Raw genomic sequence first — 26,490 nt, 5'->3', positions numbered from 1 at the left:
CTTCCGGTTGTCGCCCATTTCGCAGTGCGGTCGGGTGTCTTTCAGAAGTCTTCCGTCCGCGGGTTGGCGTTGGTCTGATCCAGCATCGACACAACTTCCGCCTTCCATCCCGCTTTTATTTTCAGCGCCAATTGCGACGGGGGACGGTGATCCGGCGATAGGATGGCGTATTCATATCTGAGGGGGTCCTTGAAAGGCAGGAATACCACACGGCCATGCGAGATGTTCAGCTTCCGTTCGGTTGCAACGGTCAACGGATCGACAATCGAGCAGCACTGCCCCGATCCAACAAACGGAATGAGCGGAAGAAAATACTGGCACGTCACACTTGGTTTGTAAGTGGCGGCAACCATCTGAAAAGCGCGTTGCACTTTCTTCTGAAAAGGGTGGGTGTCGTATAGTCCACCCATTGGCACATCATCGAGATCCGAAATCGTCACAGCCTTTTCTTTCGCCAACGGGTTGTCCCGATCCATTGCGCAAAAGCAATCTCCGCTGATGATCTCTGCCGTGAATTGCGGCTTCTTTCCGACCGGGTGTTCGAAATCAGCAAACCCGAAATCAATGTTCTGAGTGCCTGCAAGTTCCATTATCTGTGGCGAACTGCGGGTTGACAGCGTAACCCGGATGTCCGGGTTCCCGCCAACTGAACGGCTGATGAAATTTGGGAAGGCAAAAATGGACGGCCCCGGCATGGCGGCAATGTTCAGATTGCCCGAACTTCCTTTAAGAAGCCCGTGCATCGTGCTGGAAACCGTAGATAATCTGTCCAGTATTCCGGTGGTCTCGGCCAGCAGGTAATGCGCCTCTGGCACTGGGATCAGACGCCGGCCTTTTCGTTCGAACAGGGTCAGTCCAAGACTTCTTTCCAGGTTCTTGATTGCCAGGCTGATAGCAGGTTGTGTCCTGTTCAGCTTCTTTGCGGTTTGAGAGATGGACCCGGTTTCCATCACCTCACGAAAAACGGTCAATTGAGCAAGGTTCATGTTTAATATATAAGCGAAACTTTCGTTTTGTTAAATATAACAAATTTGTATTTATGCTAAAACTCCATAGGCTGAACGGATCAGAATTCGGACAAACCGAATCCAATGATCCACAACTGGGAGCTTACGATGAGATTGATGAAATGCCTGACGGGTTTGGCTTTGGCGGGTGCATTGGCTGCACCGGCGCTTGCACAGGACCCAACCTTTTTCCGCATCGGCACCGGCGGTGCAGGCGGCACTTATTTCCCGATCGGCGGGACCATCGCCAACGGAATTTCGGCCCCTCCGGGCTCACGCCCCTGCGAAGAGGGCGGCCAATGCGGCGTGCCCGGGTTGATCGCGATTGCACAGTCGACAACGGCGTCAGTCTTCAACAATGCCGCCGTGCAAAACGGCGAGCTTGAGGCCGGCCTGGCCGCGGCAGATGTAACCCGTTCGATGTATCTGGGTGAGGGCAAGTTTGAAGGCAAACCCCACCCGAAACTGCGCATCGTCGCAAACCTGTTCCCGGAAGACCTGCACTTGGTTCTTCCCGCAGGCCAGACGATCAACGATCTGAGTGATCTCAAAGGCAAGCGCGTTGGTATTGCCCAGGCTGGTTCCGGCACGCAGGTGGCCGTGTTGCAAATGCTGGAAGCCTGGGGCGTCAACCGTGACAACATGGATGAGGCCGAGTTGAACAATAGCCAGAGCGCCGAACGTCTGGCCGATGGTCAACTGGACGCCTATTTCTACGCAGCAGGATGGCCAGTTGCCGCAATGGTGCAGCTGTCTTCGACCAAGGGCATGAACCTGCATTCCTTCAGCGATGAAGATTTGGCGAAGATCAACGAGATCATTCCTGCCTATATCCCGTCCGCTATCCCGGGTGGTGTATATGAAGGCATCGATTCCGAAACCAAGACCCCCGCGGTAAGCGCGATGCTGGTTGTTTCATCGGATCTGTCCGAAGATCTGGTCTATCAGCTGACCAAGGCCCTGTGGAACGACAACACGCGCAAGCTGCTGGACAACGGCCACGCAAAAGGCAAGCAGATCACGCCTGATACTGCGCTCGACGGCGTCGAAGCGCTGGGTGTTCCGCTGCATCCGGGTGCCGAAAAATTTTATAAAGAAGCCGGTCTTCTTCAATAACCACACCTGACTGAAACCTGTCGTCGGTGCCCCTTCTTGGGGCACCGCACTCTGGAATTATGCGAAATCGGGGGGCCATCATGTCCGAGACCCAGAAATTTGATGACCACGAACTGACGGCCGAGGAACTCGCGGCCATCGAAGAACAGTTCGACGAAGGCGCCGCTGTCCGGCAGGTCACGCCCACGGCAGGCAAGGTGTTGCGTGTCGTCGCCCTGATCTTTGCATTCTACGAATTCTTCACGGCTGGGTTCGGTCTGCCTGCCGACCACTGGCATATGGGCATCTATCTGGCTCTGCTGTTCATTCTGGTCTACGCCACGATCCCGATTGTCGGGGCCAAAAGCCTCTATGCTCTCAAAGTCAGTCGCTTCCGCATCGGCAACGTCCCTCTTTATGATCTGGTGTTCATGGCGCTTGGCATCATCGCCGCACTTTACGTTGGTTTCGCCTGGCGCGGCATCTCGTTCCTGGGGATCGAGGAACAAACCTTCCGCATGGGCAACCCAAACATCTATGATGTGATCCTCGGCGTCATCATCATCCTTCTGGTATTGGACATTGCGCGCCGCACGCTGGGTTGGGTATTGCCGCTGATCATCTGCGTATTTATCTCATACGCGCTGATGGGCCCCTATTTTCCCGGATTGCTGCAACATCCGGGCGTGAACTTCAAAACCTTCGTATCGTCAATGTACTTCCCGCAGGAAGGAATCTATGGCGTGACGCTTTGGGTCGTTTCGACCATCGTGTTCCACTTTGTCCTGTTCGGCGTGATCGCTCAGCGAACGGGGCTTGGACAACTGTTCATTGACAACGCAACCATTTTGGCGGGTCGCTATACGGGCGGTCCGGCCAAAGTGTCGGTGGTATCCTCGGCCTTCTTCGGCACGATCTCGGGCTCTTCGGTGGCTAACACCGTTTCGACCGGCGCGCTGACAATTCCCAACATGAAGCGCCTTGGATACCCCGGTCACTTTGCAGGCGGGGTCGAGGCCGCGTCTTCGGCCGGTGGTCAGATCACTCCGCCCATCATGGGTGCTGCGGCCTTCATCATGGCCGAGTTCCTGGAGGTGCCCTATACCACAATCGTGATCGCAGCGATCTTTCCGGCGATCCTGCACTATGTCGGCGTCTTTGCCGTGGTGCATCTGATGGCACGCAAGCTGAACCTGCAAGGTCTGGCGAAAGAGCAATTGCCGCAGCTCAAGGCCGTCTGGGCCGAGGGTTGGGCCAATATCGTGCCGCTGATCGGTCTGCTGGTGGTTCTGTTCACTGGATACACGCCCTTCATGTCGGCCTTCTGCGGCATATCTCTGGCGGTGATCGCGGGCATGTCGCGGATCAAGCAACCGCCAACACTGATCTACGCAGCGGCGTTCTTGGCCTTCGTGCTTTGGAAGTTCTCCGACGGTGGGTTCGACCTGTCAATGACCGCGATTCTGTGCGGATTGTCGGTAATCGCCACGCTGAACCCGCAGAAGCGGATCGAAGTGCCCGAGATGCTGCAAGCGGTTGAGTTGGGTGTGAAATACTCTCTGGCCGTGGGCGCTGCAGCCGCTGCGGTAGGTATCGTCGTTGGTGTGATCAACACAACCGGTATCGGTTTCCGCATCGGGTTCATGGTTACTCAGGGCGCAGGAAACCTCGCCGCGGACCTTTACAACATGATTTCGTTCGGCAGCTGGCAATTGTTTGCGATGGAAGACCTGCAATTGTTTATCTCGCTGGTCTTCATTGCCATCGTTTGCATCCTGATGGGTGCCGGCATCCCGACCACGGCGCTGTACATCATGCTCGTCTCGGTGGCGCAGCCGGCGCTGGCGCAGTTGGGGGTTCCACCCATCGCCAGCCATCTGTTCGTGTTGTATTACGGCGTGGTCTCCGAGATCACACCTCCGGTCTGTACGTCGGCCTATGCGGCGGCGGCGATTGCGAATTCCAACCCGTTCCGCACCGGGCTGTCCGCCTTTACGCTGGGACTGGGCAAGGTCATCGCGCCAATGGCGTTCGTCTATGCGCCGGTTTTGCTGTTCGTGTCTTCCACCGGGTTCGATCTTTGGGAATTCACCTATACCGCCGCCAGCTGTATTGCCGGCGTCATCGCCCTTTCGGCAGCGGTCGTGGGGTATTGGTTGCAGCCACTCAACCTCGTGTCGCGCATCCTGATGGCCATTGCCGGGATTATCTTCGTGGCGCCCACGCTGGCGGCTGACCTGATCGCATTGGCGGTGGCGTCTCCTGTCATCGTAACACAGGTGATCGCCCGCAGCCGAATTCAAGCAACGGTCTGACATGCCTGAACAAGTGACCATCATCGGCGCCGGGATCGTCGGTCTGTGCTGTGCGCTCTCGTTGCAGGAGCGCGGTATTGCCGTTCGTCTGATCGACCGTGGAGAACCGGGGCAGGAGACATCGTTCGGCAATGCCGGTGTCGTCTCGCCCTGGTCGGTCATTCCACAGGCCACGCCGGGTATCTGGAAAACGATCCCCGGGATGCTGTTGGACCCGAAAAGCGCGTTGACCGTCAGACCTGCGTACTGGCCCAGGATGATACCCTGGGGCCTGAGGTTCCTGAAGAATTCAAGCGTGAAATCCGTACGCAATATCTCGGACGCAATGGAGGTGCTGTGCCGCCCTTCGATAGATCTGTACCGAAGACATCTGCAAAATACCGGGCACGAAGACCTTATTGTTGATTCCAACTATATCCACGCGTTTCGCAACCCGGATCAGGCTGACCTGAAAGAACTGGGATATCTGATCCGGCAGGAAAAAGGCGGACATCTAGAGCGGATCGACGGACCGGAATTGCGCCGGATCGAACCTGCGTTGTCCCGAGATTTCAAGGCTGCGATCCTGATCAAGGGACAGGCGCGGGTCACGTCTCCTGGCCGGGTCGGTGCGGTTTTGGCCGACAAGGCCCGTCAACAAGGCGCCGAGTTCGTGCGGACAGAAGTCAAAGAACTAAAGCGCATGGAAGACGGACAATGGCATTTGACCTCGCCGGCCGGCGCGCTTCACGCCGATACTGTCGTGCTGGCCGCCGGGGTTTGGTCTGCCGGGTTGCTGAAACCTTTGGGTTTGCCCGTGCCACTGGTGGCCGAGCGTGGATACCATGTCCAATTCCCGACCCCCTCTGCCAGCCTGGAAAACTCGGTGATGGACGTGGATGCCAAGGTGGTGGCCAGTTCGATGCAGGACGGTCTGCGTGTGGCGGGCACGGCCGAATTCGGCAGCATCGACGCGCCGTCAGATCCACGCAAACAGTCGCTTCTGACCGCACAGGCCCGCGCAATGATGCCGGATCTGAACACCACGGATACACAGTTCTGGATGGGCCGACGCCCGTCTTTTCCCGACAGTTTGCCTGCGATCGGTCCGGTTGAAGGACACAAGGGCCTGTTCACCGCCTTTGGTCATTCCCATTACGGTTTGATGATGGCCCCCAAAACAGGTGAGTTGGTGGCTGACCTGGTGTCAGGGCAACGCCTCAACATCCCATTGGATTCATTCGCCTTGTCGCGATTTTGACGCGCAACAACCACCGTTTCGAAGAAGGATTACCCCGTCATGCCAATCTACCAGGGTGGACAGAATATCTGTGGAGCCTCTATCGGGGTTTTGTGTTTGGAAAGCTATTTTCCCAAACCTCCCGGTCATATCAAGAACCCTTCCAGCCTGCCATTCCCGGTGCTGTACGAGATGATAGATGGCGTCACGGTGCCTACGCTGCTGAACAATCCGACGCCTGATCTTCTGAACCCCTTCATAAAAGGCGCGCAACGGCTTGAGGCTGAGGGCGTGCGCGCCATTACCGGAAGTTGCGGGTTTCTCGCCCTGTTCCAAAAAGAGTTGGCTGCGGCCGTATCGGTGCCTGTCTTCGCTTCGAGCCTGATACAGGTGCCGTTGGCCTTTCACATGACCGGGGCCACCGCACCGGTCGGGGTGATTACAGCAGATTCGTCAGCGCTGACGCAACGCCATTTCGAAGGCGTTGGAGCGGGGGGTGTTCCGGTGGCCGTACAGGGTCTGGAACACACCAGTGAGTTTGCCGAAGTCATCCTGCGCAACGCGCGCACCCGTATGGACACAGATCTGATCGAGGCCGAAGTGCTGGACGCTGCACGCAGGCTGAAGCGCGAAACACCTGAAATACGCTCTGTGGTATTGGAATGCACGGATCTTCCGCCTTATGCAAAACGCATTCAGGAAGACCTGAAACTGCCGGTCTTTGACCTGACGACGCTGGCGCAAATGGCGCACAATGTAGGCGCGCGCACAGGGTATTGCGGGCTGATGCCGTGGGGCTGACGCCCTTGCAGGCTCGTGTTTTCGTCCAATGGCTCAGACATGTCGAATAGCCGCGAAAACAGTCGCTATTTGCCGATGCTTTTCGACGGACCGGCACATGGGACTTTCCCTTGCTGAAACGGCTGGTTAAGAAGCCCTTCCATTGCCGTTTCAGGAGGCCCCCTTGGACCGTATCGCCCGCACCATAGCCACCGAGATCAATGCACGTCCCGATCAGGTCGGTGCTGCGATCAATCTATTGGACGACGGAGCGACGGTTCCCTTTGTCGCCCGCTATCGGAAAGAAGCAACCGGTGGGTTGGACGACACCCAATTGCGCCTTCTGTCCGAGCGTTTGACCTATCTGCGTGAGCTTGAGGCACGGCGGGAAACCATCCTGAAGTCGATAAAAGAACAGGGGAAGCTGACCGAAGATCTGAGTAAATCGATAGCTCGGGCAGAAACCAAGGCACAGCTGGAAGACATCTATCTTCCTTACAAGCCCAAGCGGCGCACCAAGGCGATGATCGCGCGTGAAAACGGGCTGGAACCCCTGGTCGAAGCCATTCTGGCCGATCGCGATGCGGACCCGGAAACACTGGCCGGGGCATACCTGAGCGAGGCCGTTGCCACCCCTCGTGACGCGCTGAACGGCGCGCGGGACATTCTGACCGAACGATTGACGGAAAATGCGACTCTGCTGGGTGAGTTGCGGGCCTTCATGCAGCGCGAGGCACTGCTCAGTGCAAGGGTTGTCGACGGGAAAGAACAGGAAGGCGCCAAGTTCAGTGATTATTTTGACCATTCCGAACGATGGGCGGATGTTCCGTCGCATAGGGCATTGGCGATGCTGCGGGCGTCAAAAGAGGGCATTGTTTCACTTGATATCGCGCCGGAACCGGAGTTCGGGGCAGCCCGGGCCGAATCCATCGTGGCCGCGCATTTGCAGACCCGTGGCCAAGGAACGGGTGATGCCTGGTTGCGCAAGGTGGCCGGGTGGACATGGCGGGTCAAGCTTTCGCTGTCGATGATGGTCGAACTGATGGCCGAACTACGCAGTCGGGCACAGGACGAGGCAATTCAGGTCTTTTCACGCAACCTCAAAGACTTGCTGTTTGCTTCTCCGGCGGGTGCCAAGGCCACTTTGGGCCTCGATCCCGGCATCCGCACCGGCGTGAAAGCGGCGGTGGTTGACGCAACGGGCAAGGTCGTGGCCACTGACACGTTATATCCCTTTCAACCCAAAAACGATTTGCGCGGAGCGCAGGCTGCCATCCTGAATCTGATCTCGGCCCATCAGATCGAACTGATCGCCATCGGAAACGGAACAGCGAGCCGGGAAACCGAACGGTTGGTTGCAGATACGCTGGCTCTGCTCCCCAAGGCGGTAAAAGCGCCGACCAAGGTGGTAGTGTCCGAAGCCGGGGCTTCGGTCTATTCCGCGTCGGAGATGGCAGCACGAGAGTTTCCCGATCTGGACGTTTCGCTGCGTGGGGCGGTGTCCATCGCCCGGAGGCTGCAGGACCCTTTGGCAGAACTGGTCAAAATCGAACCGAAATCCATCGGCGTCGGGCAATATCAGCATGACGTTGACCAGCACCGCCTGTCGCAATCCCTGGATTCCGCGATCGAGGATGTCGTGAACGCGGTCGGGGTTGACCTGAACACGGCCTCTGCACCTTTGCTTGCGCGCGTGTCGGGGCTGGGCCCCGCGCAAGCCGAAGCCATCGTCGCCCATCGCGATCTGAACGGGCCGTTCCAATCACGCAAGGACCTGTTGTCCGTTGCCGGGCTGGGGCCGCGTGCCTTTGAACAATGCGCCGGGTTTCTTCGCGTAAGGGACGGCGCCGAACCGCTTGATGCGTCGTCGGTGCACCCCGAAGCCTATGAAGTCGCCCGCCGCGTCGTGTCGGCCTGCGGGCGGGATATCAGGCACATCATGGGCCATGAGGGGGCCTTGAAAGGGTTGCGGGCACAACAATTCGTAACCGAAGATTTCGGCCTGCCCACGGTTCTGGATATCTTTGCCGAGCTTGAGAAACCCGGACGAGACCCCCGGCCCAGCTTTGTCACGGCCACTTTCGCGGATGGCATCGAAGAGATAACCGATCTGAAGCCCGGAATGGTTCTTGAAGGCACCGTGACAAACGTGGCTGCCTTTGGGGCCTTTGTGGATGTGGGCGTTCATCAGGACGGTCTGGTTCACGTCAGCCAGTTGGCCGACCGCTTCGTCAAGGACCCGCACGAGGTCGTCAAGGCCGGGCAAGTCGTGAAAGTGCGCGTTGTCGAGGTGGATGTACCCAGAAAACGGATCGGGCTTTCGATGCGCAAACAGGGCGGCGGCGCAAAGCAGCGCGCCTGATCTGCAATCTGCACATTATCCGGGCGTAACGACATGAAGACGTTACCCGCCGGAAATAGCGTGCAGACCGATACGGGCAGCCGGCATGCGTTGTTTTCATTGCGCGCTGAACTGGGTATCAGCAAGAGAGTTCGCAGCGTCGCCAATCGGATCGAAATGGAATCGACAGTTCATGCAGTACCACAACACGCCTTACGACAAGCTTCAGGTCGGTGATACTGCCGAGCTGGCCCGCACGTGCTCGGTCGATGATTTCTATGTGTTCGCCAACAATTCCGGCAACCACAATCCGCTTCATCTGGCCAGCGAAGACGGCGACGGCGACCACATCAACGAAGCGGTTGCCCCTGCCATGTTCGTGGGGGCCCTGATCTCGGCCGTTTTGGGGAACGTTCTGCCGGGGGCAGGGACGCTCTACAAATCGCAGCGATTTGATTTTGTGGAAAGGGCGCATGCCGGTGATGAGCTGGTATCCAAAGTCACCGTTCTGGAAAAGCGACCAAACCGGGAGGTTGTCTTTGACACGGTCGTTACGCGCCCATCGGACGGTGCCGTGATCGTCAGCGGGCAGGCCGTCGTGATCGCGCCGGAGAAAGAGATGGTGTTCGCCGAGTTGGATTTGCCCGGGCTGGTGGTGAAACGTCATCGTCACTTTGATGCCATGCTGGAAAAGGTGCGCCCGCTGCCGCCCATGCCGACCGCTGTCGTGGCCCCGGAAGAGCCCAACGCCTTGGGTGGGGCGCTGCTGGCCGCGCATGAGACGATCATCACACCCATTCTGATCGGTGACCCGGACAAAATCGCGCACGCGGCCGTCGAAATCGGAGCGTCGTTGGATGGGATTGAAATCATTGCGCAGAGCGATCACGTCGGTGCGGCCAATGCGGCGGTCGATCTGGTTGCAGAAGGTCGAGCGAAAGCGCTGATGAAAGGGCATCTGCATACGGATGAATTGCTGAAGGCTGCGCTCAGGCGTGAAAACGGCCTGCGCACCGGCCGCCGCTTTACCCATGTCTTTGTCATGGACGTGCCCGGACAACCCAGACCTTTGTTGGTGACGGACGCGGCGATCAATATCGAGCCGGACCTTGAAACCAAGATTGATATTGTCCAGAACGCAATCGACCTGGCCCTGTCTCTGGGGATCGAAAACCCCAGGGCGGGTGTTCTGTCTGCCATCGAAACCGTCAATCCGGCGATCCGATCCTCGGTTGACGCGGCTTTGCTGTCGAAAATGGCGGAACGCGGTCAGATCACGGGCGGGCTTGTTGACGGCCCCCTTGCCATGGACAATGCCGTCAGCCTTGCGGCTGCGCGTTCCAAAGGGATTGTGTCGGATGTCGCGGGCAAAACCGATATTCTGGTGGTGCCAAATCTGGATGCCGGGAACATGATGGCCAAGCAACTGACCTATATCGCCAATGCAGAAGGGGCCGGTCTGGTCATGGGGGCCAAAGCTCCGATCATTTTGACAAGCCGCGCCGATGACGACAAAGCCCGGTTGGCATCCTGTGCGGTGGCGGCACTGCACGAAGTCTTTTCCTTACCGCGCACCGGAGCACCCGCATGACACATGTCGTGACACTGAACGCTGGATCGTCTTCCATGAAATTTGGTCTGTTCGAGCTGACCGATGACGATCCGATCATGGTGTGCACCGGCGCTGTGGAGCGGATTGGAGAGCCAGAGCCGCTTGTCAAGGCAAAGTCTTCCGACGGAAGTGTCCTTGCCAGCGGCACCGCCGGAGAAATACGCGATCACGCCACAGCGCTGGACTGGGTTTTGAACCTGCTTGCGCGCTCATTTCCAAACAGCGACGTGACTGCGGTCGGGCATCGTGTTGTCCATGGTGGACCTGACATCGACGCTCCGGTGCCATTGACCAAGGCGTCCATTCAAGAGCTGGATAAGCTGTCGCCGTTCGCGCCTTTGCATCAGCCGCACAATCTGGCCGGAGCAAGGGCCGCGATGGAACGTTTTCCGAATGCGGTTCAGATCGCCTGTTTCGACACCGCCTTTCACCGCAATCATCCGTGGGAGAATGACGTTTTTGCCTTGCCGCGCGAGTATTACGACAAAGGTGTTCGGCGTTATGGCTTTCACGGGCTCAGCTATGAGTTCATTTCGGATCACATGGCAAAGACAGCGCCGCTTTTGCACGAAGGGCGCGTGGTCGTGGCCCATCTGGGTAATGGTGCATCGATGTGTGCGATGATCGGAGGGCGCTCCGTCGGATCGACCATGGGGTTTTCGGCCCTTGACGGGCTGCCGATGGGGTCACGCTGTGGTCAACTTGATCCCGGCGTGGTCCTGTATCTGATGGACCAGGAAGGGCTGAGCGCTGACGAAATCTCAGACCTGTTGTTCCGGAAATCTGGGCTGTTGGGCCTGTCCGGGCTGTCCAACGATATGCGTACCCTGGAAAAGGCGGACACACGCGAAAGCCGACAGGCGATCAGCTATTTCACCTTCCGTATCCGGCGCGAGCTTGGCGCGATGGCGGCCATTCTCGGCGGTATCGACGCCTTGGTGTTTACCGGTGGGATCGGAGAAAACTCACGTCTGGTGCGTGACCGGGTGTGCTCTGGGATGGGATGGCTGGGTATCGAGCTCAATCCTGACGCAAATGCGGACAATGACCGGATCATTTCAACCGATCTGTCCCGCGTCGTGGTGATGGCAATCCCGACCAATGAAGAACTGGTCATTGCCCGTGCGGCGGCTGACCTGTTGGCCAACCGCCCACGGCTCAGAACTGCCTAGCGATCTACGTTTCGACATAGGTCCAGCGATAGGCAGGCGGGGTCGGTCCCTTGTTCCGGCCGCCTTGCTGCATCTGTTCCCACGCATGGGCCAGAATGCCAACAGATCTGGATAGGCAAAACAGACCGCGTGCCAGTGGGGGCGCAAAGCCCAACTCGGCATAGATCACCGCGGTGGCACCATCTATGTTCATTGGAACGGGCTTCCCCTTGCGCCGGGCCAACTCTGCTTCGATCGCCTGCCCGATCTGTAGGAACTGACCATCGCAAGCCCCGTCCATCACAGCATCACGGACCAACGCCATCAGACGTGGTGCGCGCGGATCCGTTGGCGTGTGGAACCGATGGCCAAAACCCGGCAATATCTTTCCTTCACGCTCGATCCACTCGTCCAGCGTTTGATCCAACCGGCCAGGATGTTGCGCCACGAAATGGTACAGCATAACCGCTTGCTCGCCAGCCCCGCCGTGAATATCCCCCAACATGTTCACAGCGCTCGCCATCGCGTTGTTCAGGGGCAGCCCGCAGGTCACGGCCATGCGCGCCGTTGCGATGGAAGGGGCCTGAGGTCCGTGGTCCACGGCGGCGACCAGCGCGGCCTCGAACAACCGGGCATGCGCCCCAGATGGTCGGTCGCCACGAACTATGAACCAGATCATCTCGCTGAAACTGAGATGTCCGATCAAACTCTGAATCGGCTCTCCGCGCAGGTCGATCCGGCCCGGTTCCATATCGATGATGGAAGTCGTCCACCAATCGGACACATCGCTCATATGATGCCTTCCTTGCTCAAAGCGTCAATTTCCGCGCCGGACAACCCAATTTCAGACCAGATCGCGTTATTGTCTGCCCCAAGTTCAGGCGGCGCGGTTTGGGGCATTTGCCGTTCGCCGTCCCTGACAATAGGGCTGCCTGCAAGTTTCATGTCTTCGCCCTGCACCCGCAAAGACCCGATCAGGCCGCGACCGGCAAGCTGTTCGTCATCAAGCGCCTCGGGCACGGTCAATACCTGCCCGGCCGGCACTCCGATTGCGTTGAGTTCGCTGACCCAGTCTGATGCCGCTCTGGTCCGCAAGGTCTCCTCCAGCGCCGCGCGCAGGGCGTGGCGATTGCGCTTGCGGTCTTCGCGCGTTTCATAGTCCGGGTGGGCCAGCAGGTCTTGCCGGCCCAGATGCCGGGCCAGTGCCTGCCACTGTTCGTCGCGGTTGGCGGCAATGTTGATGGGCGCGTCAACGGTTGCAAATGTTCCTGATGGCGCTGACGTCGTGTTTTCGTTGCCATGGGCCCCGGGAATGGCACCGGCGATCAGATAGTTCGACACGACCCAACCCATTGTCGAGATCACGGCTTCGGACATTGCCACATCCAGATAGGCCCCGCGAGGATCCGCGTTCAGGGCGGCGGACACTGCAAAAGCGGCCGTCATCCCACCGATCGTGTCCGCCAAAGGATAGCCAACGCGATAGGGTGCGGTGTCAGGACCGCCGGTGACAGACATCACGCCACTGATACCCTGCACGATCTGGTCATAGGCCGGATCGCCTCGGCGCGGGCCATCCTGACCGAACCCGCTTATAGCACAGTAAATCAGGCTGGGGTTCACATCGCGCAAGACGCCATACCCAAGTCCAAGCCGATCCATCACACCGGGGCGAAAGTTCTCTACCAATACGTCGGCCGTCTGTACAAGGCGTTTCAGAAGCGCCTTGCCCCGTTCTGATTTCATGTTGAGCGTGATAGACTTCTTTTCAGCATTCTGCGCCAGAAAGCTGACGCCCATACCGGCCTTGTTTCTGGCAGGATCAGTACCCAGAACGCGGGCAAGGTCGCCACCGTCAGGGCGTTCGACCTTGATCACTTCGGCGCCCATGAGCGCCAGTTGATAGCAGCAATACGGACCCGCGAGGACATTCGTCAGATCGAGAACCCGTATTCCTGCCAATGGCTCAGTCACCGTCGGCAACCCCTGCGGCCCGGGCCCGCGCGCGGCGTGCGCGATAGCTGGGCAACAGCACCAGCAGCACCGCGACAACAAGCAGACCCAGCGTCATTGGACGTTCCCAGATGAAAGCAATACCGTCATAGAGCTGCATCGAGCGGGCAAAGTTGTCCTCCATCATCCCCCCGAGGATGAAACCGATCAGCAGCGGCGCAAGCGGGTAGTCGGCAAATTTCAACGCCGTGGCGCAAACACCGAAGCCAACAAGAATCAAAAGCTCGGTCGCATTGTTCTGCCCGATATAGGCCCCCATCAGAGTGAAGAACAAAATGAAGGGGATCAGGTAATTGCGCGGAACCGAGAGAACCTTTGCGATATATGGGATCAGCGGCAGGTTCAGGATCAGCAGAACAAGGTTGCCAATGAACATTGACATGATGACGGCCCAGAATATCTGCGGCTCGTCCAGCATCAGCCGTGGGCCGGGTGTCACGTTCAGGGCAATCAGTGCGCCAAGCAGGATCGCGGTGGTGCCGGACCCGGGAATGCCCAGTGTCAGCAGCGGCACGAAAGAACCGGTACATGCCGCGTTGTTCGCCGTTTCGGGCGCAGCCAGACCTTTTATTGACCCTTTGCCGAATTCGTCCTGTTCCTCTTTCGGGGCAATGTTGCGCTCGACCGCGTAGCCGAGGAAGCTGGCAATCGTTGCCCCCGCACCGGGCAGAACCCCGATGAAGAAGCCCTGTACAGATTGGCGGCCGATCACCGGTGCGATGGCCTTGGCTTCGCTGCCTGTGATGCGCAGGTCCTTGATCTCGCCGTCATCCCCCTGAAGGTTTTTGGGTTTGAGCACCAGAAACAGCGCTTCGGGCAGGGCGAACATGGCCATAGCAAGCGTGATGAAGCCAAAGCCCGATTGCAGATCCATGATACCCATTGTGAAACGCGGCAGGTTGAACAATGCACCTTCACCGACCGTTGCCATGATCAACCCAAGTAGCGTCATGATGACGGCTTTGGCCACTTGACCGGTGCCTGCGAAGGCTGCGATTGCCGACAGGCCCACGACCATAAGCGCGAAATACTCGGCCGAGTGGAACAGCAGTGCCACCGAAGACAGAGCAGGGGCAAAGACCATCAACAAAATGGCTCCGATCGTACCGCCGGCAAAACTTGCAATAGCTGCAACAGTCAACGCTTTGCCCGCTTTGCCCTGGCGGGCCATCGGATAGCCGTCGAAACTGGACGCAACAGTGCCCGCGACCCCCGGCGCGTTGAGAAGGATCGAAGATGTCGAACCGCCAAAGATGGCGCCGTAATACACTCCGGCCAGCAGGATCAGCGCTGCGGACGGGTCGCCCATGGAAATCGCGACCGGGATCATGATGGCGATGATCGACATCGGCCCAAGACCCGGAAGCATGCCGATGAACGTGCCGATCAGGCACCCTGCGATCACCATCAGCAGGTTTTGAATTGAAAACGCCGTTTGCAGACCGATCAGAAGTCCTTCGAGCATGTCAGCCTCCGAAAATGCCCGGCAATGGGCGCATGTAGATGCCAAGAACTTCCTGAACCAGATACCAGACCGCGCCTGTGGCGATCAGCGCGACGGGTAGCATGACGTGCCATTTGCGCTCACCCAGAATGAAAGACCCGAGGATCAGAAAGGCCGAGGTCGAGATCAGAAACCCAACAGGGCGCAGGCAAAGCGCGTAAATCACCATCAAGGCCAGCAACATAAGTGCTTGATCAAGGTGGTATTCCCCCAGCCGCCGGTAATCGATATCGGCTTCCTTTGGTTCCGCCTTTTCAAAGCCCAGCAAAATGATCGTGGTGGTGACGACACCCAGAACCGACAGCACTTTGGGGAATGTGCTGGGCCAGATCGGGTTTCTCTGCATGAAAGGGGGCAGGCTGCCGTCCATCGTGAACCAGGCGGCGTAGCCATATGTCAAACACACACCCAGAAGAATGAGCGCGATCCAGCGATCCAGCGCCATGAGAGCCTCTCCCTGTTCCTGTTCGTGGGAAGGCAGAGCGGCGGATCCGCTCTGCCGAAAACGGACTTAGAGGAAGCCCAGCTTTTTCATAAGATCGCCGATCTGCTGTTCCTGCTGCTCCAGGAAGGTCTGGAAATCTGCGCCCGAGTTGTGGATGTTGACCCAACCGTTGCGTGCACGAACCTCTTCCCATTCCGGGGTGTCGTACATCTTGGCAATCGCTTCCTGGTAGGCGGCCAGTTTTTCTTCGGGCAGGCCGGGGGCCGCGAAGAAGCCGCGCCAGTTCACGAAAGTGGTATCAATACCCTGTTCCTTCATCGTCATCGCGTCAGGAGCCGCATCAACGCGCTCTTCGGATGTCACGCCGATAATCTTGACTTCACCCGCATTCGCCAGATCGACCGCTTCCGAGAAACCGGTGGACAAGGCGGCGATTTCACCCGACAGCAGGGCCGCCATGGCTTTGCCGCCCGCATCATAGGGGATGTATTTCACGCCAAGCGCATCCTTGCCCGCTGCTTCCATCACCATCGCCGCCACCAGATGGTCCATGCCGCCGGGAACCGAGCCGCCACCGATCGCTGTGCCGCCTGGGTCCGCATCAAAAGCGGCAAGCAGATCCGCCATCGAGTTGATCGGGCTGTCTTTGCCCACAACGATCGCGGCATAGTCGCCGATAGTGCCCGAAACCAGCGTCAGATCGCGGAAGTTGTGAGGAAATACACCGGTCAATGAGCGGATCACGATCGGCGTCGAGTTCACCATCAGAGTGCCATGATTGCTGTCGGCATTTTCAATCAGATATCCAATGGCTTTGCCACCACCGCCGCCCGACATGTTTTCGTATGACGCCGTGCCGACAAGGCCAGCTTTTGTCAGCGCTTCGCCCGTGCCGCGCGCCGTTCCGTCCCAGCCGCCACCGGCGCCACCGGGGATCAGAAAGTGAATGCTGTCCACGACCTGATGGCCATCAGCCAAAGCCGGCCCTGTCAGGCCAATTGCGGCCACAGCTGCGATCAGGGCGCGACGGCCCAGTGTGAATGTCGTCATGATGTCCTCCCATTTGACAACCAGCCGCATGGCGGCTCAGATTGGGTGGAACAAAAACACATCAACCTGACATCAACCTGTCACGCACGAAAAATAGCAAAAATCCCATGAAATTCCTCCTTGTGGAAGACAATCTTGATCTGGCGAACGCCATCTGTTCGCGCATGAGGTTAGACGGCCATGTGGTTGATCATGCGTCTAAATTGGACGAGGCGACCGCCTTTACCGAAACTCAGGAATACGACCTTATTCTGTTGGATATCATGTTGCCGGATGGGGACGGGCGCGACTTTCTCAAACGGCATCGCGCAGGTCGCCTGGACACCCCCGTGATCGTTTTGACCGCACGCAGCCAGGTTTCGGATCGAATCGGTTCGCTGGATCTGGGGGCCGACGACTATGTCACCAAACCGTTCGACCACGCCGAACTCGAGGCCCGCTGCCGCGCCGTTCTGCGTCGCAAATCCGGGAATTCACGGACAACGATTGAAGTGGGCGGAATAGTCTTTGATCCATTGGCAGGTCATCTGACCGTAGGGGATGAGACTGTTTCGTTGCGCAACCGGGAACTGCGCCTTCTGGAACTGTTCATCAGCGCGCCTGGTCAGGTTTTTTCGAAACAGAAACTGACCGACCGGCTTTTTTCATATGATGACGATGTCTCGGACAATGCTATCGAAGTTTACGTTGGCCGCCTTCGTAAACATCTTGAACCGTCGGACCTGAAGATCACCACGCTTCGCGGTCTTGGATACAGGCTGGATCATGCCTCCTGATCCCCCTCCTGATCCCTATGTGTCAGGATCGCTTCGGAACAGGCTGGTCCTGACTTTGATCGGTGGTGCCGCGATATTGGCGTTTCTTCTGTTCATCGCGGTTCGCAACTATGCCGCACAGGTCGCGCAACAAGGGCAGGACAACATCCTGGGGGCGTCTGTCACCTCAATTCTAGACGCGGCCGCCTTGCGCGACGGTCAGTTGGAGGTTGATATTCCCTATGCAGCCTTCGCCATGCTCAGCACACCGTCCGACGACCGGGTTTTTTACGCGATTTTTCAGGATGGTGCGTTTCTGTCTGGATATGATGATCTGCCGCCGGCCACAGGGCAATTCGACGGCAAGTGGAGCTTTCAAACCAGTCGGATACGGGGTGAAACCATACGTCAGGTCAGTGCTCGGCGAACCTTGGTGGGCTTGAACAAACAAACCGTTATCGAGGTCGCGTTGGGCCAAACGCAGGATGCGCTTGCGGAAACTCTGGACCAGATTTCACGCAACGCGGCGATTTTGGGCATCGGGTTCTTTGCCCTTGCCGCTGCGCTGTCGTTCTGGGCCACCTCGTCGACGATTGGCCAATTGAACAGGCTCACGACCTCTGTCACCCGGCGCGGCCCGCAGGACCTGAGCCCGTTCAAAAAGCCCGTACCCCGCGAAATGGCTCCTTTGGTGGCGTCGTTGAACTCTTTGATGGGGCGGCTGGATCAGTCGCTGAGCCAATCGGAAGATTTCATCGCCGAGGCGGCCCACCGGGTGCGCACACCTTTGGCAACCGTTCGATCTTATGCCGATGCCACATTGCAGAGGGTCGAAAAGGAAGAAAACCGCGAAGCGTTACGCTCAATGGTGCGGGCCATTGATGAAAGCTCGCGCGCGGCGGGGCAATTGCTGGATCATGCGATGATCACGTTCCGCGCCGATCATCTGGAGCGCGAAGACATTGATCTCAATGCTTTGGTCCGTGATCTGGTGCAGCGTCTTACGCCAATCGCCGAGATGAAGGACTTGTCGCTTTCCCTGAGCGGCGATCCAAAGGTTTCGTATTCAGGTGACCCCATTCTTATTCAGAACGCTGTGCGCAACATGATCGACAACGCACTGAAATATGCGCCTGCCGACAGTTTCGTACGCATCGAGGTTGTTTCGGAACCACGCATTCAGATAATTGTCAAAGACCGTGGGCCGGGGTTTCCTCCAAACGAGATCGACACTTTGACACGCCGTTTCGAGCGCGGGAAGAATGCAAGCGGAACCATCGGATCCGGATTGGGCCTTACAATCGTTCAGGACGTTGCTTCTGCGCATGGTGGCACACTGGAATTGACCAACCGGCAGGGGGGCGGCGCGTGCGTTATCTTATCGCTTTGATTTTCTTCAGCCTTCCTGTCGTTGCTGCCACCCAAACCTGGGAGGACAGGCAGGTTTTCAACGCCTCGGCGGATGAGGCGCATCTACGCGTGATCTCAAGCACGGACACCTTTCTGTTCGAACCCTTGATTGCGGGTTTCATCGAAGAAAACCCCGGTATCTCTGTCGAATACCTGGTGACAGGCACCGCAGATATTGACCGAATAGTCCGTGCCGCGCCGGAAGATTTTGATGTCGTCATATCCAGCGCGATGGACCTGCAACTGAAGCTGGCAAACGACGGTTTCGGGCGCATCATCGACGACATACCGCTGCCATCCTGGGCGCAATGGCATCAAAGCCTTTTTGCTTTCACCTCGGAACCGGCGACAATCGTGATTAACCGCGCGGCCTTTGCCGGCGGCCCCATCCCCGAGACCCGGCAACAACTAATCGAAATCCTTCGTTTGCGTCCCGATGATTTCAGGGGCCGTGTGGGCACCTATGACATCCGTCAATCCGGTCTGGGTTATCTGTTCGCAACGCAGGATGCCCGCGCGTCCGAGACGTATTGGCGGCTTATGGAGGTGATGGGTGGATTGGACGTACGCCTGTACTGTTGTTCGGCGGATATGATCGATGACCTCGTCAAAGGTGAGATTGCAGTGGCTTACAACGTTCTGGGCAGCTACGCCGAAGCCCGCGCCGGAAGCAAGGACACGGTGGAAATCATTCTGCCGTCGGATTTTCAGACGACCATGATGCGCACGGCCATGGTGCTGAATGGCACCCCGCAACCGGACGCCGCCACGTCTTTTCTCAAACACCTGATTTCCAACCAAACCAAACGGGTAGGCGACCCCGTTACCTTGCCGCCCTTGGCCCCGCACGAAACTGGCACCGATCGCGAAACGATTGGGCTGGACCCGGGGCTCATGACATTTCTGGACAGGCTGAAACGCCGCCGTTTTCTGGCTGAATGGGAAAACGCGGTCATCCAGCGATAACCGCGTCCGCATCATTCGCGAAACGCGCGGTTGAAGTAGTCTGCCATCGGTTTCACAAGATAGGACAACGGCGTGCGTTCGTCGGTCTTGATCAGAGTCTCAACCGGCATACCCGGCAAAAGTTCCTGACCATTGAGCCGGTCGACCTCACCGTCATTCAGCACCACTTCGGCGCGGTAAAAGGTGAAACCGGACTGTTCATCCGTGAACGTGTCCGCCGAGACATTGTTGACCTGTCCTTCGAGTTCGGGCGTTTCGCGCTGATTGAACGCCGGAAAGCGCAGGGCAACGGATTGCCCGACATGCAACTGATCCACATGAATCGCATCCACCCGCGCTGCCACCAACAGCGGCGTGTCCTGCGGAACCACATACATCATGGGTTCGCCCGGCTGAATGACCGATTGCAGGGCAAAGACTTGACTGCCGTAAACCGTTCCGCTGACAGGTGCGCGAATTTCAAGCCTGGCCAGACGTTCCGCCAGGGACAAACGTCGCTCCCACAGCTCTGCCACCTGCGCCTGAACGTCCCGCAAAGTGGTGATCGCTTCTTCCCGCCGGGTCGCGGTCAATTCGACAATCTTGATCTCGGTTGATGCAATCTGTCCTTTAAGGCGCGCAACGGAGGCTTCAAGTTTGCCGATTTCGCCTGTCAGGCTGGCTTCTTCGCGTTGCAGCGCCAGCACGCGGCTGTTTTGTGTCAGACCCCTGCTCAACAGGCTTTGCTGATCCTTCAACTCCGCCGCGATCAACTCTGTCTGGCGGCGCAGCGAGACCAACTGAGCCTGCGTGCCTGCGATCTCGCTTTCTATCTGAACCAACTGTTTGCGCAGTTGTTCGTCCTGCTTGGACAGCGTTTCCAGCCGGGCATCGAACAGGTTCTGTTGCCCTGCAATCAGGTCCGGATCGATATCGTATTCTTTTTGAACCTCAGCCAGGCGCGTGGCCAATTCTTCGGATGTCAGGCCATCCCGCTCGGCCTCCAGCCGGGCGCGGCGGGCCAGCAGATCAAAGAGTTGAGATTCTACAATCGTCTGTTCTGAAGACAGAAATGTGTCATCCAACCGCAAAAGCAAATCGCCCGAGGCAACCGTATCACCGTCGCGCACGAAAATCTCGCCGACCACGCCGCCGTCAGGATGTTCAACGACCTGACGGTTGCTTTGAACTTCAATGACGCCCGAAGATACAATCGCCCCGGCCAGCCGCGTTTTCACGGCCCAAAGGCCCAACCCGCCGACCAGAATGCCAAGGGCAAGAAATCCCACCAGCGCAGGTATTTTGATGCCCCAGACGGGGACGGGTGTCTTGGTTGATTTTTTCGCCATTATTCACCTACGGGGCTAAGCTTGCGCTTAATCGCGCCCGCATTCTGGACCATTGCGTTCAGAACCTCGTCGCGGCTGCCAAACCTCACCACCTGGCCTTTTTCCACAACAGCAAGATCGTCACATTCCGAAATGGCCTGCGGGCGGTGCGTCATGATGATGGCGGCCTTTCCCGCTTCCTTGAGGCCGCGCACGGCTGCATTCAAAGCTTCGGTGCCATCTGCGTCGAGGGCCGAGTTCGGTTCGTCCAAAATAAGAAGGACCGGGTCGCCATACAGCGCACGGGCCAGCGCAATGCGCTGTTTCTGACCGCCCGACAACTGACTGTCATTGCCTTCAAGGAAAGTGCCGTAGCCCTTTTCCAATGACAGGATCAGTTCGTGCGCCTTGGCCTTCTTGGCCGCCGCAACCACCGCTTCTGAATCCGGGTTTTCCGACATCCGCGCAATATTTTCAGCAACGGTTCCGTTGAACAGGGTCACCTGCTGCGGCAAGTATCCTATATGGCTGCCCAGATCGTTGGGATCGTATTGGTCCAACGTGGCGCCGCCCAACCGGATCTCGCCAGCCGCCGGTCGCCAAAGCCCAAGCAGAGCCTTGGCCAGGGTCGTCTTGCCCGACCCACTTTTCCCGATCACACCAAGCGCCTTTCCCGGTTCCAGTTTCAGGTTAACATTCCGCAACGTTGGCGCAGTAGCACCCGGAGGGATTACCGTCAGGGATTTGGCTTCCAATTGGGATTTGGGGATCGGCAAACGAATCCGCTGTTCCTCTGGCGGCGTCTGGTCCAGAAACCGGTTCAACGAACTCCAGGCCGTGCGTGCCCGTTCGACCAAACTCCATTGGCCGACAGCCTGTTCCACCGGGGCCAAGGCCCGTCCCAAGAGAATCGAGCCCGCAATCATCGCCCCGGGCGTCATTTCGTTTTGCAGTACCAACCACGCGCCCAAAGCCAGCATGGCAGATTGCAGGAAAAGCCGAAGCGATTTCGTCAGCGACGTGAAGCTACCTGTCCAGTCACTGGCGGAAATGCTTTGACGCAAAGCTTCCGTACGCTGGTTCAACCACCGCCTGGTCACGTCCGCCTGCATTCCCTGAGACCGTACAACTTCTGCTGCCTGCCTCGCGTGTTCGGAAAAGGCATTTGCCCGCGCCGCAGCGGATTGTGCTTCGGCCACCTTACGGCTGGTCAGGGCCTGGTTGAGCAAAGCAATCACCACAAGCAGTACGCCACTTGCAACGGCCAACCAGCCAAGCAGAGGATGAAAAATGAAAATTGCCCCCAGGAAGACGGGCGTCCACGGAATATCCATTACTGCAAGTAACACGGGCGAAGAGCACAAGGTGCGAATGGCCTCGAGATCCCGCAGTGCAGTTGCCGGCGCCGATCGCACCTGGGGCACCAGAGACCGACGCATTGTCGCTTCGAACACACGTTCATCCAGCTGTGACTGGAACCGTGCACCAAAGCGGGCAACGATGCGACCGCGTGCATAGTCCAGCATAGCCATCAGCGCATAAAGCAACGCAACAAGCAAAAACAGTGCAGTCAGAGTTTCAACTGCCCGTGAACCAAGAACCCGATCATATACTTGCAACATGAACAGCGGACCTGTCAGCATGAGCAGGTTGACGAAGATGCTGAACAAAAACGCCAAGGCCAGAAAGGCAATGCCCTGATTGCGCACGTTGCGCAATTCATGGCGAGGGGCCGCTGACAGGCGGTGTTGAGGTTTCACAGTTTAAAATCCACATCATTCGGACAGGCATCGCCGCATTTAGAAAGTTAGTTCAGCATTGCCAAGTTTGCACATGTTTTTTTGAGCAAGAAACCGCAGACAGCAGGCTGGAAGAAGCACTTTTTGGCCAACGTCGCAAAGACTGTCTCAACGTTTGAACGCGGTGGTTCCGACGCACAGTAACTATGCGGTCGCGGCCAAAAGCACCTGACCAGTTCCGAGGTCTGGGCCAACGCAAGGTCAGGTTGCCGGCGACGGATGCGCCAATGATGACCAGCACGTTCCGCGTCAGGTAATGACTGATTACAAAGTTTGGTTCAGCGCCCGAGATCAAAATGAGAGCACCTATTCAGACCGCCCAGAAGATGCGCATTCGCGCATTTCAGCAGCGCGACCGCACAAACTATCAGGGCCAATAGGACAAACGAATAATACCTCCTCGCAAAGATGTTTGGAGTATCACCGTGATCGATCGCGGTACTTCGCGCGGCACACTATGGGTTTTAGATGTTGCCAGAACTGCCTTGAAACACCGGTGGAGGCTGGCTGGCGGCAGGGTATGTTGCTACGGCTCCGCTAAAACCTTGGCGATTTGCTTTCACTCTGCTGTTTGGTTTGACAGAGCTGACAAGGCGGGCCTGCAGGGCCGGGACACCGATCGAAATCGCAAGCCTATTCGCCGATCTACGCCAGAAACGGCACCGTCAGTTTAACCGAACGGGCCGCCTCCAGCGCCAAAGGATCTTTAAATCCAAAAGCTGTCTTCGTCCAAATGGGGTGTAAGTGCCGGACTGGCCTCGTCATCCTTGACGTCCAAGTTCCCACTCAATACGGCGGCCAATGAGTCTTCGGAAACGTTAAGCGCCCCGTCCTGAGCCTGATGCAAGTTCACCAGTATGTAGTCGTCTTCTACGTCTTCGGGAGCCTCAAGGTCAGGGACGAACTTTAGAATATCGACCGTTTCATCCCAATCGGACACACCCAAAACTTCTTCGCCCATCGGCGTTTTCTGATCGCCTTCAGTAAACCGAGCGAGTTTGGGCAATCCGTATCCCACTGTCCCACTGCCATCGATATCAAAGCCATAGAAAGTTTCGACCGCGACCACGTCAGGGACGGTGTTGGAACTGACATATACACCATTGGAATCCGTGACCCATTCACCGTAAGTTCCGTCCGAATTCTTCCACAATACCCGGTAGCCGCCACCTGAAGCCTCGGCGTGAATGGCCTGCCATCCGGAGAAGCTGTTCGGTCCGACAGTGGCGTTGTTGAATGTCAACTTGGTGGTGCCGCCAATCAGATATTCACCTTGGGTTGTCGCCCCCAGCGTTGTCGCGCCGTTGGATTCAATGCTGATCGTTCCATGACCCGTCAGCCCGTCATTGTTCAAGTCTACACCATAGAAGACCTCTACATCCGCAACATTGGTGATTGTTGTACTGCTTTGGAACTCACCGGCCGCATTCGTCGTCCATTCACCGTAGGACCCATCCGAGTTCTTCCACAACACCCGATAGCCGCCACCCGAAGCCTCGGCCTGAAGCGCCTGCCAACCCGGGAAGCTGCCAGGACCGGCATTAGCCTGGTTGAGCTTCAAGTCGATGCTGCCGCCGATTACATATGCGCCATTGGTTGACGATCCCAGCGTCGTGGAACCGTTGGATTCGATGTTGGTCGTGATATGGCCGATTTGCCCATCATTGTTCAGATTTGCGCCATAAAAGACCTCGACATCCCTGACGTCGTCTATGCTGCTGCTGCTGACAAAACGACCATTGGCATCCGTCACCCATTCCCCAAACGTGCCATTCGCATTCTTCCACAGCACCCTGTAGCCGCCGCCCGAAGCCTCGGCGTGGATGGCCTGCCAGCCAGGAAAACTGCCCGAGCCGGCTTTGGCGCCGTTTATGGTCAGTTCAATGGTGCCATTAATTAAGTATGAACCCAGGCTTGACGAAACGAGTGTCGTGGAGCCAGTGGTTTCAACCGTGACCGTACCATGACCCGTCAGCCCGTCATTGTTCAAATCAGCACCATAGAAGGCCTCAACATCAGCCACGTTGCCGATGCTGCCGCTGCTGAGGAACTGACCATTGGCATTTACCGTCCATTCCCCGTACGTCCCATTCACGTTTTTCCACAGCACTTTGTAACCGCCGCCCGAAGCCTCGGCCTGAATGGCCTGCCAGCCGGCGATCGTGTTTTGACCAACAGCCTGACCATTAAATACCAGCGTCACGTTCGAGCTGCCTGCATCCAGAACGTAAATGCCCTGACTTGCATGTTTCAGTGTGGTGCCGGTCGTCTCGATATCCGAAAGCTGCATGGCAGCTTCGATATTCGAACGAGTATACGCCTGTGATCCATTCAGGAATTGAATGGCCTCGACATCATCTTCCACCGTGAAAGTGATACGTGAAACGGCATCGATAAATTCGTATTTCGTGCCGTTTTTAATGAACAGATAGCTGCTGATGGCGCTGACAAATCGGATTGTGTCAGTGCCGCTTCCTCCGGAAAACGAGCCGGCATTGTTGGTCACAATGGCCCAATCGTCGCCCTGGCCGCCGAAAACCTGGTCTGCGCCGGAACCGTTCGCCAGATAAATGGTGTCGTTCCCCAAACCGCCATAAACGGTGTTGTTGTTGGTTCCGTCGGACACTGAATAGATCTTATCGTGACCATGGTTGCCATTCAGAACGTTCTGAGCGGTATTCCCGACGATCACGTCGTCACCGGTCCCGCCGATCGCGTTTTCAATCACAACGCCATGCGCGATTGTAAAGCCGCCCTTTATGCCCTCTGCGTAAGACACTACGCCGCCGCCGGTCTCGGAATAATCCAGTGTTGCGGCCCGCAGGTCGATCCGCGCCTTCGAACTGCCGACATGCTGGATGGTATCGTTTCCACCAGTATCCCAAATAGACTGATAGCCGGTACCCGCAACGTTTGCCCAAGGAAGCGTGTAGGTATTGTTGGCAGAGTTGTGGTTGGTATTGGCGCCATACATCGCCTGCAACGCAGCAATGTCCAAAGCGCCAAGACCCGTTGAACCACCATAAGTCGCGTTGACAGAGAGAATTCCGTTCTTTTCGGTCCAGCCATCATTATACGACATCACCGTGTAGACACCCTGATTCAGGCTGCCGGTCCCGAAAGAGTCAAATGGCGATGTGACGCCATTCATCACGGTTGTACCCAAACCGGTGTCGTGGGGATGACCCAACCCTAGCGCGTGGCCCAGTTCGTGGAGCAACGTAGTAAAGAAAAACCCGCCCGGATCGCCGTTTCCATTTGCTCCGGCAGTCCAGTAGGCGGTGTTGAAAGCGCCTTCGGAGGGGTTGCGCGATGGCGTGTAGTGGTAGCCAAGCGTTCTGGGATTTAAAAAAAAGCTGGTGGGCGCAATGACCTCTACCAAGTCGGCGGAAGCGCTGCCGGATTCGACAAACCTCACATTTGCGACGGCCTCGATGGCAGAAAGAGCCGCTCGGAATTCCGCCTTGTATTCCGCAGTCCACGCTTGTGTGCCCGCGTATTGTTCGAAGTGATAAGAAATTGTGGTGGTGTTCGAGGGATTGCCGTCACCGTAGGCAACATAACCTTGTATTGGACTGAGCGGAGAAGAAGCGGAAGGTCTTGGTATTATAGTCGTAGTAGCCATTGCTCAGCCCTGTACCTCGGAAGATTAGATTGCGCTCAGATGCACGCTTAAATTGTTCTTTTTATGACAAACTACTATGCACCAACCCTTTTGAAA

19 protein-coding genes are annotated in these 26,490 nt (G+C 57.5%); 10 read left to right on the top strand and 9 right to left on the bottom strand.

What is annotated here, in order from left to right:
- Positions 1-41 precede the first annotated feature (41 nt).
- On the bottom strand, positions 42-971 hold the full coding sequence (locus GOW56_RS04975) for a LysR family transcriptional regulator (protein WP_254447159.1): 930 nt from the start codon (positions 969-971) through the stop codon (positions 42-44).
- 144 nt (positions 972-1,115) lie between these two features.
- Here GOW56_RS04975 and GOW56_RS04970 point away from each other — a divergent pair, with 144 nt between their 5' ends.
- The 7 genes from GOW56_RS04970 (at position 1,116) to GOW56_RS04940 (ending at position 11,541) form a co-directional block, all read left to right on the top strand.
- Positions 1,116-2,123 (top strand): TAXI family TRAP transporter solute-binding subunit, encoded by a 1,008-nt coding sequence (locus tag GOW56_RS04970; RefSeq protein ID WP_171119318.1) that lies wholly within the window; start codon positions 1,116-1,118, stop codon positions 2,121-2,123.
- An 80-nt stretch (positions 2,124-2,203) separates the two neighbouring features.
- Positions 2,204-4,417 (top strand): TRAP transporter fused permease subunit, encoded by a 2,214-nt coding sequence (locus GOW56_RS04965; protein ID WP_171205165.1) that lies wholly within the window; start codon positions 2,204-2,206, stop codon positions 4,415-4,417.
- Position 4,418: 1 nt separating this feature from the next.
- Positions 4,419-5,657 (top strand): FAD-binding oxidoreductase, encoded by a 1,239-nt coding sequence (locus GOW56_RS04960; protein ID WP_171205164.1) that lies wholly within the window; start codon positions 4,419-4,421, stop codon positions 5,655-5,657.
- Positions 5,658-5,696: 39 nt separating this feature from the next.
- Positions 5,697-6,437 (top strand): aspartate/glutamate racemase family protein, encoded by a 741-nt coding sequence (locus tag GOW56_RS04955; protein WP_171169686.1) that lies wholly within the window; start codon positions 5,697-5,699, stop codon positions 6,435-6,437.
- 163 nt (positions 6,438-6,600) lie between these two features.
- Positions 6,601-8,778, top strand: a complete 2,178-nt coding sequence (locus tag GOW56_RS04950; protein ID WP_171205163.1) for a Tex family protein — start codon at positions 6,601-6,603, stop codon at positions 8,776-8,778.
- Positions 8,779-8,950: 172 nt separating this feature from the next.
- Complete coding sequence (locus GOW56_RS04945) at positions 8,951-10,348, top strand: bifunctional enoyl-CoA hydratase/phosphate acetyltransferase (protein ID WP_171205162.1); 1,398 nt, start codon at positions 8,951-8,953, stop codon at positions 10,346-10,348.
- Positions 10,345-11,541 carry an acetate/propionate family kinase gene (locus GOW56_RS04940; protein WP_171205161.1) on the top strand — a complete coding sequence of 399 codons (1,197 nt, stop codon included), beginning with the start codon at positions 10,345-10,347 and terminating at the stop codon, positions 11,539-11,541. Before GOW56_RS04945 ends, GOW56_RS04940 begins: the two co-directional genes overlap by 4 nt.
- A gap of 4 nt (positions 11,542-11,545) precedes the next feature.
- On the opposite strand, the gene GOW56_RS04935 is transcribed toward GOW56_RS04940, so the two are convergent.
- The 5 genes from GOW56_RS04935 to GOW56_RS04915 all read right to left on the bottom strand — a co-directional run bounded on the left by GOW56_RS04935 (position 11,546) and on the right by GOW56_RS04915 (position 16,532).
- A complete protein-coding gene (locus GOW56_RS04935; protein ID WP_171205160.1) occupies positions 11,546-12,313 on the bottom strand; it encodes a citryl-CoA lyase in 768 nt (255 codons plus the stop codon).
- On the bottom strand, positions 12,310-13,494 hold the full coding sequence (locus GOW56_RS04930) for a CoA transferase (protein ID WP_171205159.1): 1,185 nt from the start codon (positions 13,492-13,494) through the stop codon (positions 12,310-12,312). Before GOW56_RS04930 ends, GOW56_RS04935 begins: the two co-directional genes overlap by 4 nt.
- Positions 13,487-14,998: a tripartite tricarboxylate transporter permease gene (locus GOW56_RS04925; protein ID WP_152460312.1), complete on the bottom strand. Its 1,512-nt coding sequence runs from the start codon at positions 14,996-14,998 to the stop codon at positions 13,487-13,489. The genes GOW56_RS04930 and GOW56_RS04925 overlap by 8 nt, the downstream gene beginning before the upstream one ends.
- Position 14,999: 1 nt before the next feature.
- The gene (locus tag GOW56_RS04920; protein ID WP_152460311.1) at positions 15,000-15,482 is read right to left on the bottom strand and encodes a tripartite tricarboxylate transporter TctB family protein; all 483 of its coding nucleotides are present in this window, start codon (positions 15,480-15,482) and stop codon (positions 15,000-15,002) included.
- Between the two features lie 66 nt (positions 15,483-15,548).
- On the bottom strand, positions 15,549-16,532 hold the full coding sequence (locus GOW56_RS04915; protein WP_171119311.1) for a tripartite tricarboxylate transporter substrate binding protein: 984 nt from the start codon (positions 16,530-16,532) through the stop codon (positions 15,549-15,551).
- 107 nt (positions 16,533-16,639) lie between these two features.
- Here GOW56_RS04915 and GOW56_RS04910 point away from each other — a divergent pair, with 107 nt between their 5' ends.
- The 3 genes from GOW56_RS04910 to GOW56_RS04900 are packed head-to-tail and all read left to right on the top strand — an operon-like array spanning position 16,640 to position 19,663.
- Positions 16,640-17,308: a response regulator transcription factor gene (locus tag GOW56_RS04910; protein ID WP_152460309.1), complete on the top strand. Its 669-nt coding sequence runs from the start codon at positions 16,640-16,642 to the stop codon at positions 17,306-17,308.
- Positions 17,298-18,677 carry a sensor histidine kinase gene (locus tag GOW56_RS04905; protein ID WP_171119310.1) on the top strand — a complete coding sequence of 460 codons (1,380 nt, stop codon included), beginning with the start codon at positions 17,298-17,300 and terminating at the stop codon, positions 18,675-18,677. The genes GOW56_RS04910 and GOW56_RS04905 overlap by 11 nt, the downstream gene beginning before the upstream one ends.
- Positions 18,656-19,663, top strand: coding sequence for an ABC transporter substrate-binding protein (locus tag GOW56_RS04900; protein ID WP_171205158.1), 1,008 nt, complete (start codon positions 18,656-18,658; stop codon positions 19,661-19,663). The genes GOW56_RS04905 and GOW56_RS04900 overlap by 22 nt, the downstream gene beginning before the upstream one ends.
- 11 nt (positions 19,664-19,674) lie before the next feature.
- Here GOW56_RS04900 and GOW56_RS04895 read toward each other — a convergent pair whose 3' ends face one another.
- The 3 genes from GOW56_RS04895 to GOW56_RS04885 form a co-directional block, all read right to left on the bottom strand.
- A complete protein-coding gene (locus GOW56_RS04895) occupies positions 19,675-20,991 on the bottom strand; it encodes an HlyD family type I secretion periplasmic adaptor subunit (RefSeq protein ID WP_171205157.1) in 1,317 nt (438 codons plus the stop codon).
- On the bottom strand, positions 20,991-22,730 hold the full coding sequence (locus tag GOW56_RS04890) for a type I secretion system permease/ATPase (RefSeq protein WP_371807875.1): 1,740 nt from the start codon (positions 22,728-22,730) through the stop codon (positions 20,991-20,993). The genes GOW56_RS04895 and GOW56_RS04890 overlap by 1 nt, the downstream gene beginning before the upstream one ends.
- Positions 22,731-23,475: 745 nt before the next feature.
- Positions 23,476-26,394 carry a M10 family metallopeptidase C-terminal domain-containing protein gene (locus tag GOW56_RS04885; protein WP_171205156.1) on the bottom strand — a complete coding sequence of 973 codons (2,919 nt, stop codon included), beginning with the start codon at positions 26,392-26,394 and terminating at the stop codon, positions 23,476-23,478.
- Positions 26,395-26,490: the final 96 nt, after the last annotated feature.

Source organism: Ruegeria sp. HKCCA0235A (assembly GCF_013033235.1).
GTDB lineage: Bacteria > Pseudomonadota > Alphaproteobacteria > Rhodobacterales > Rhodobacteraceae > Ruegeria.
Note: the sequence above shows the minus strand (reverse complement) of the source record. Positions and strands in the feature narration are given on the sequence as shown.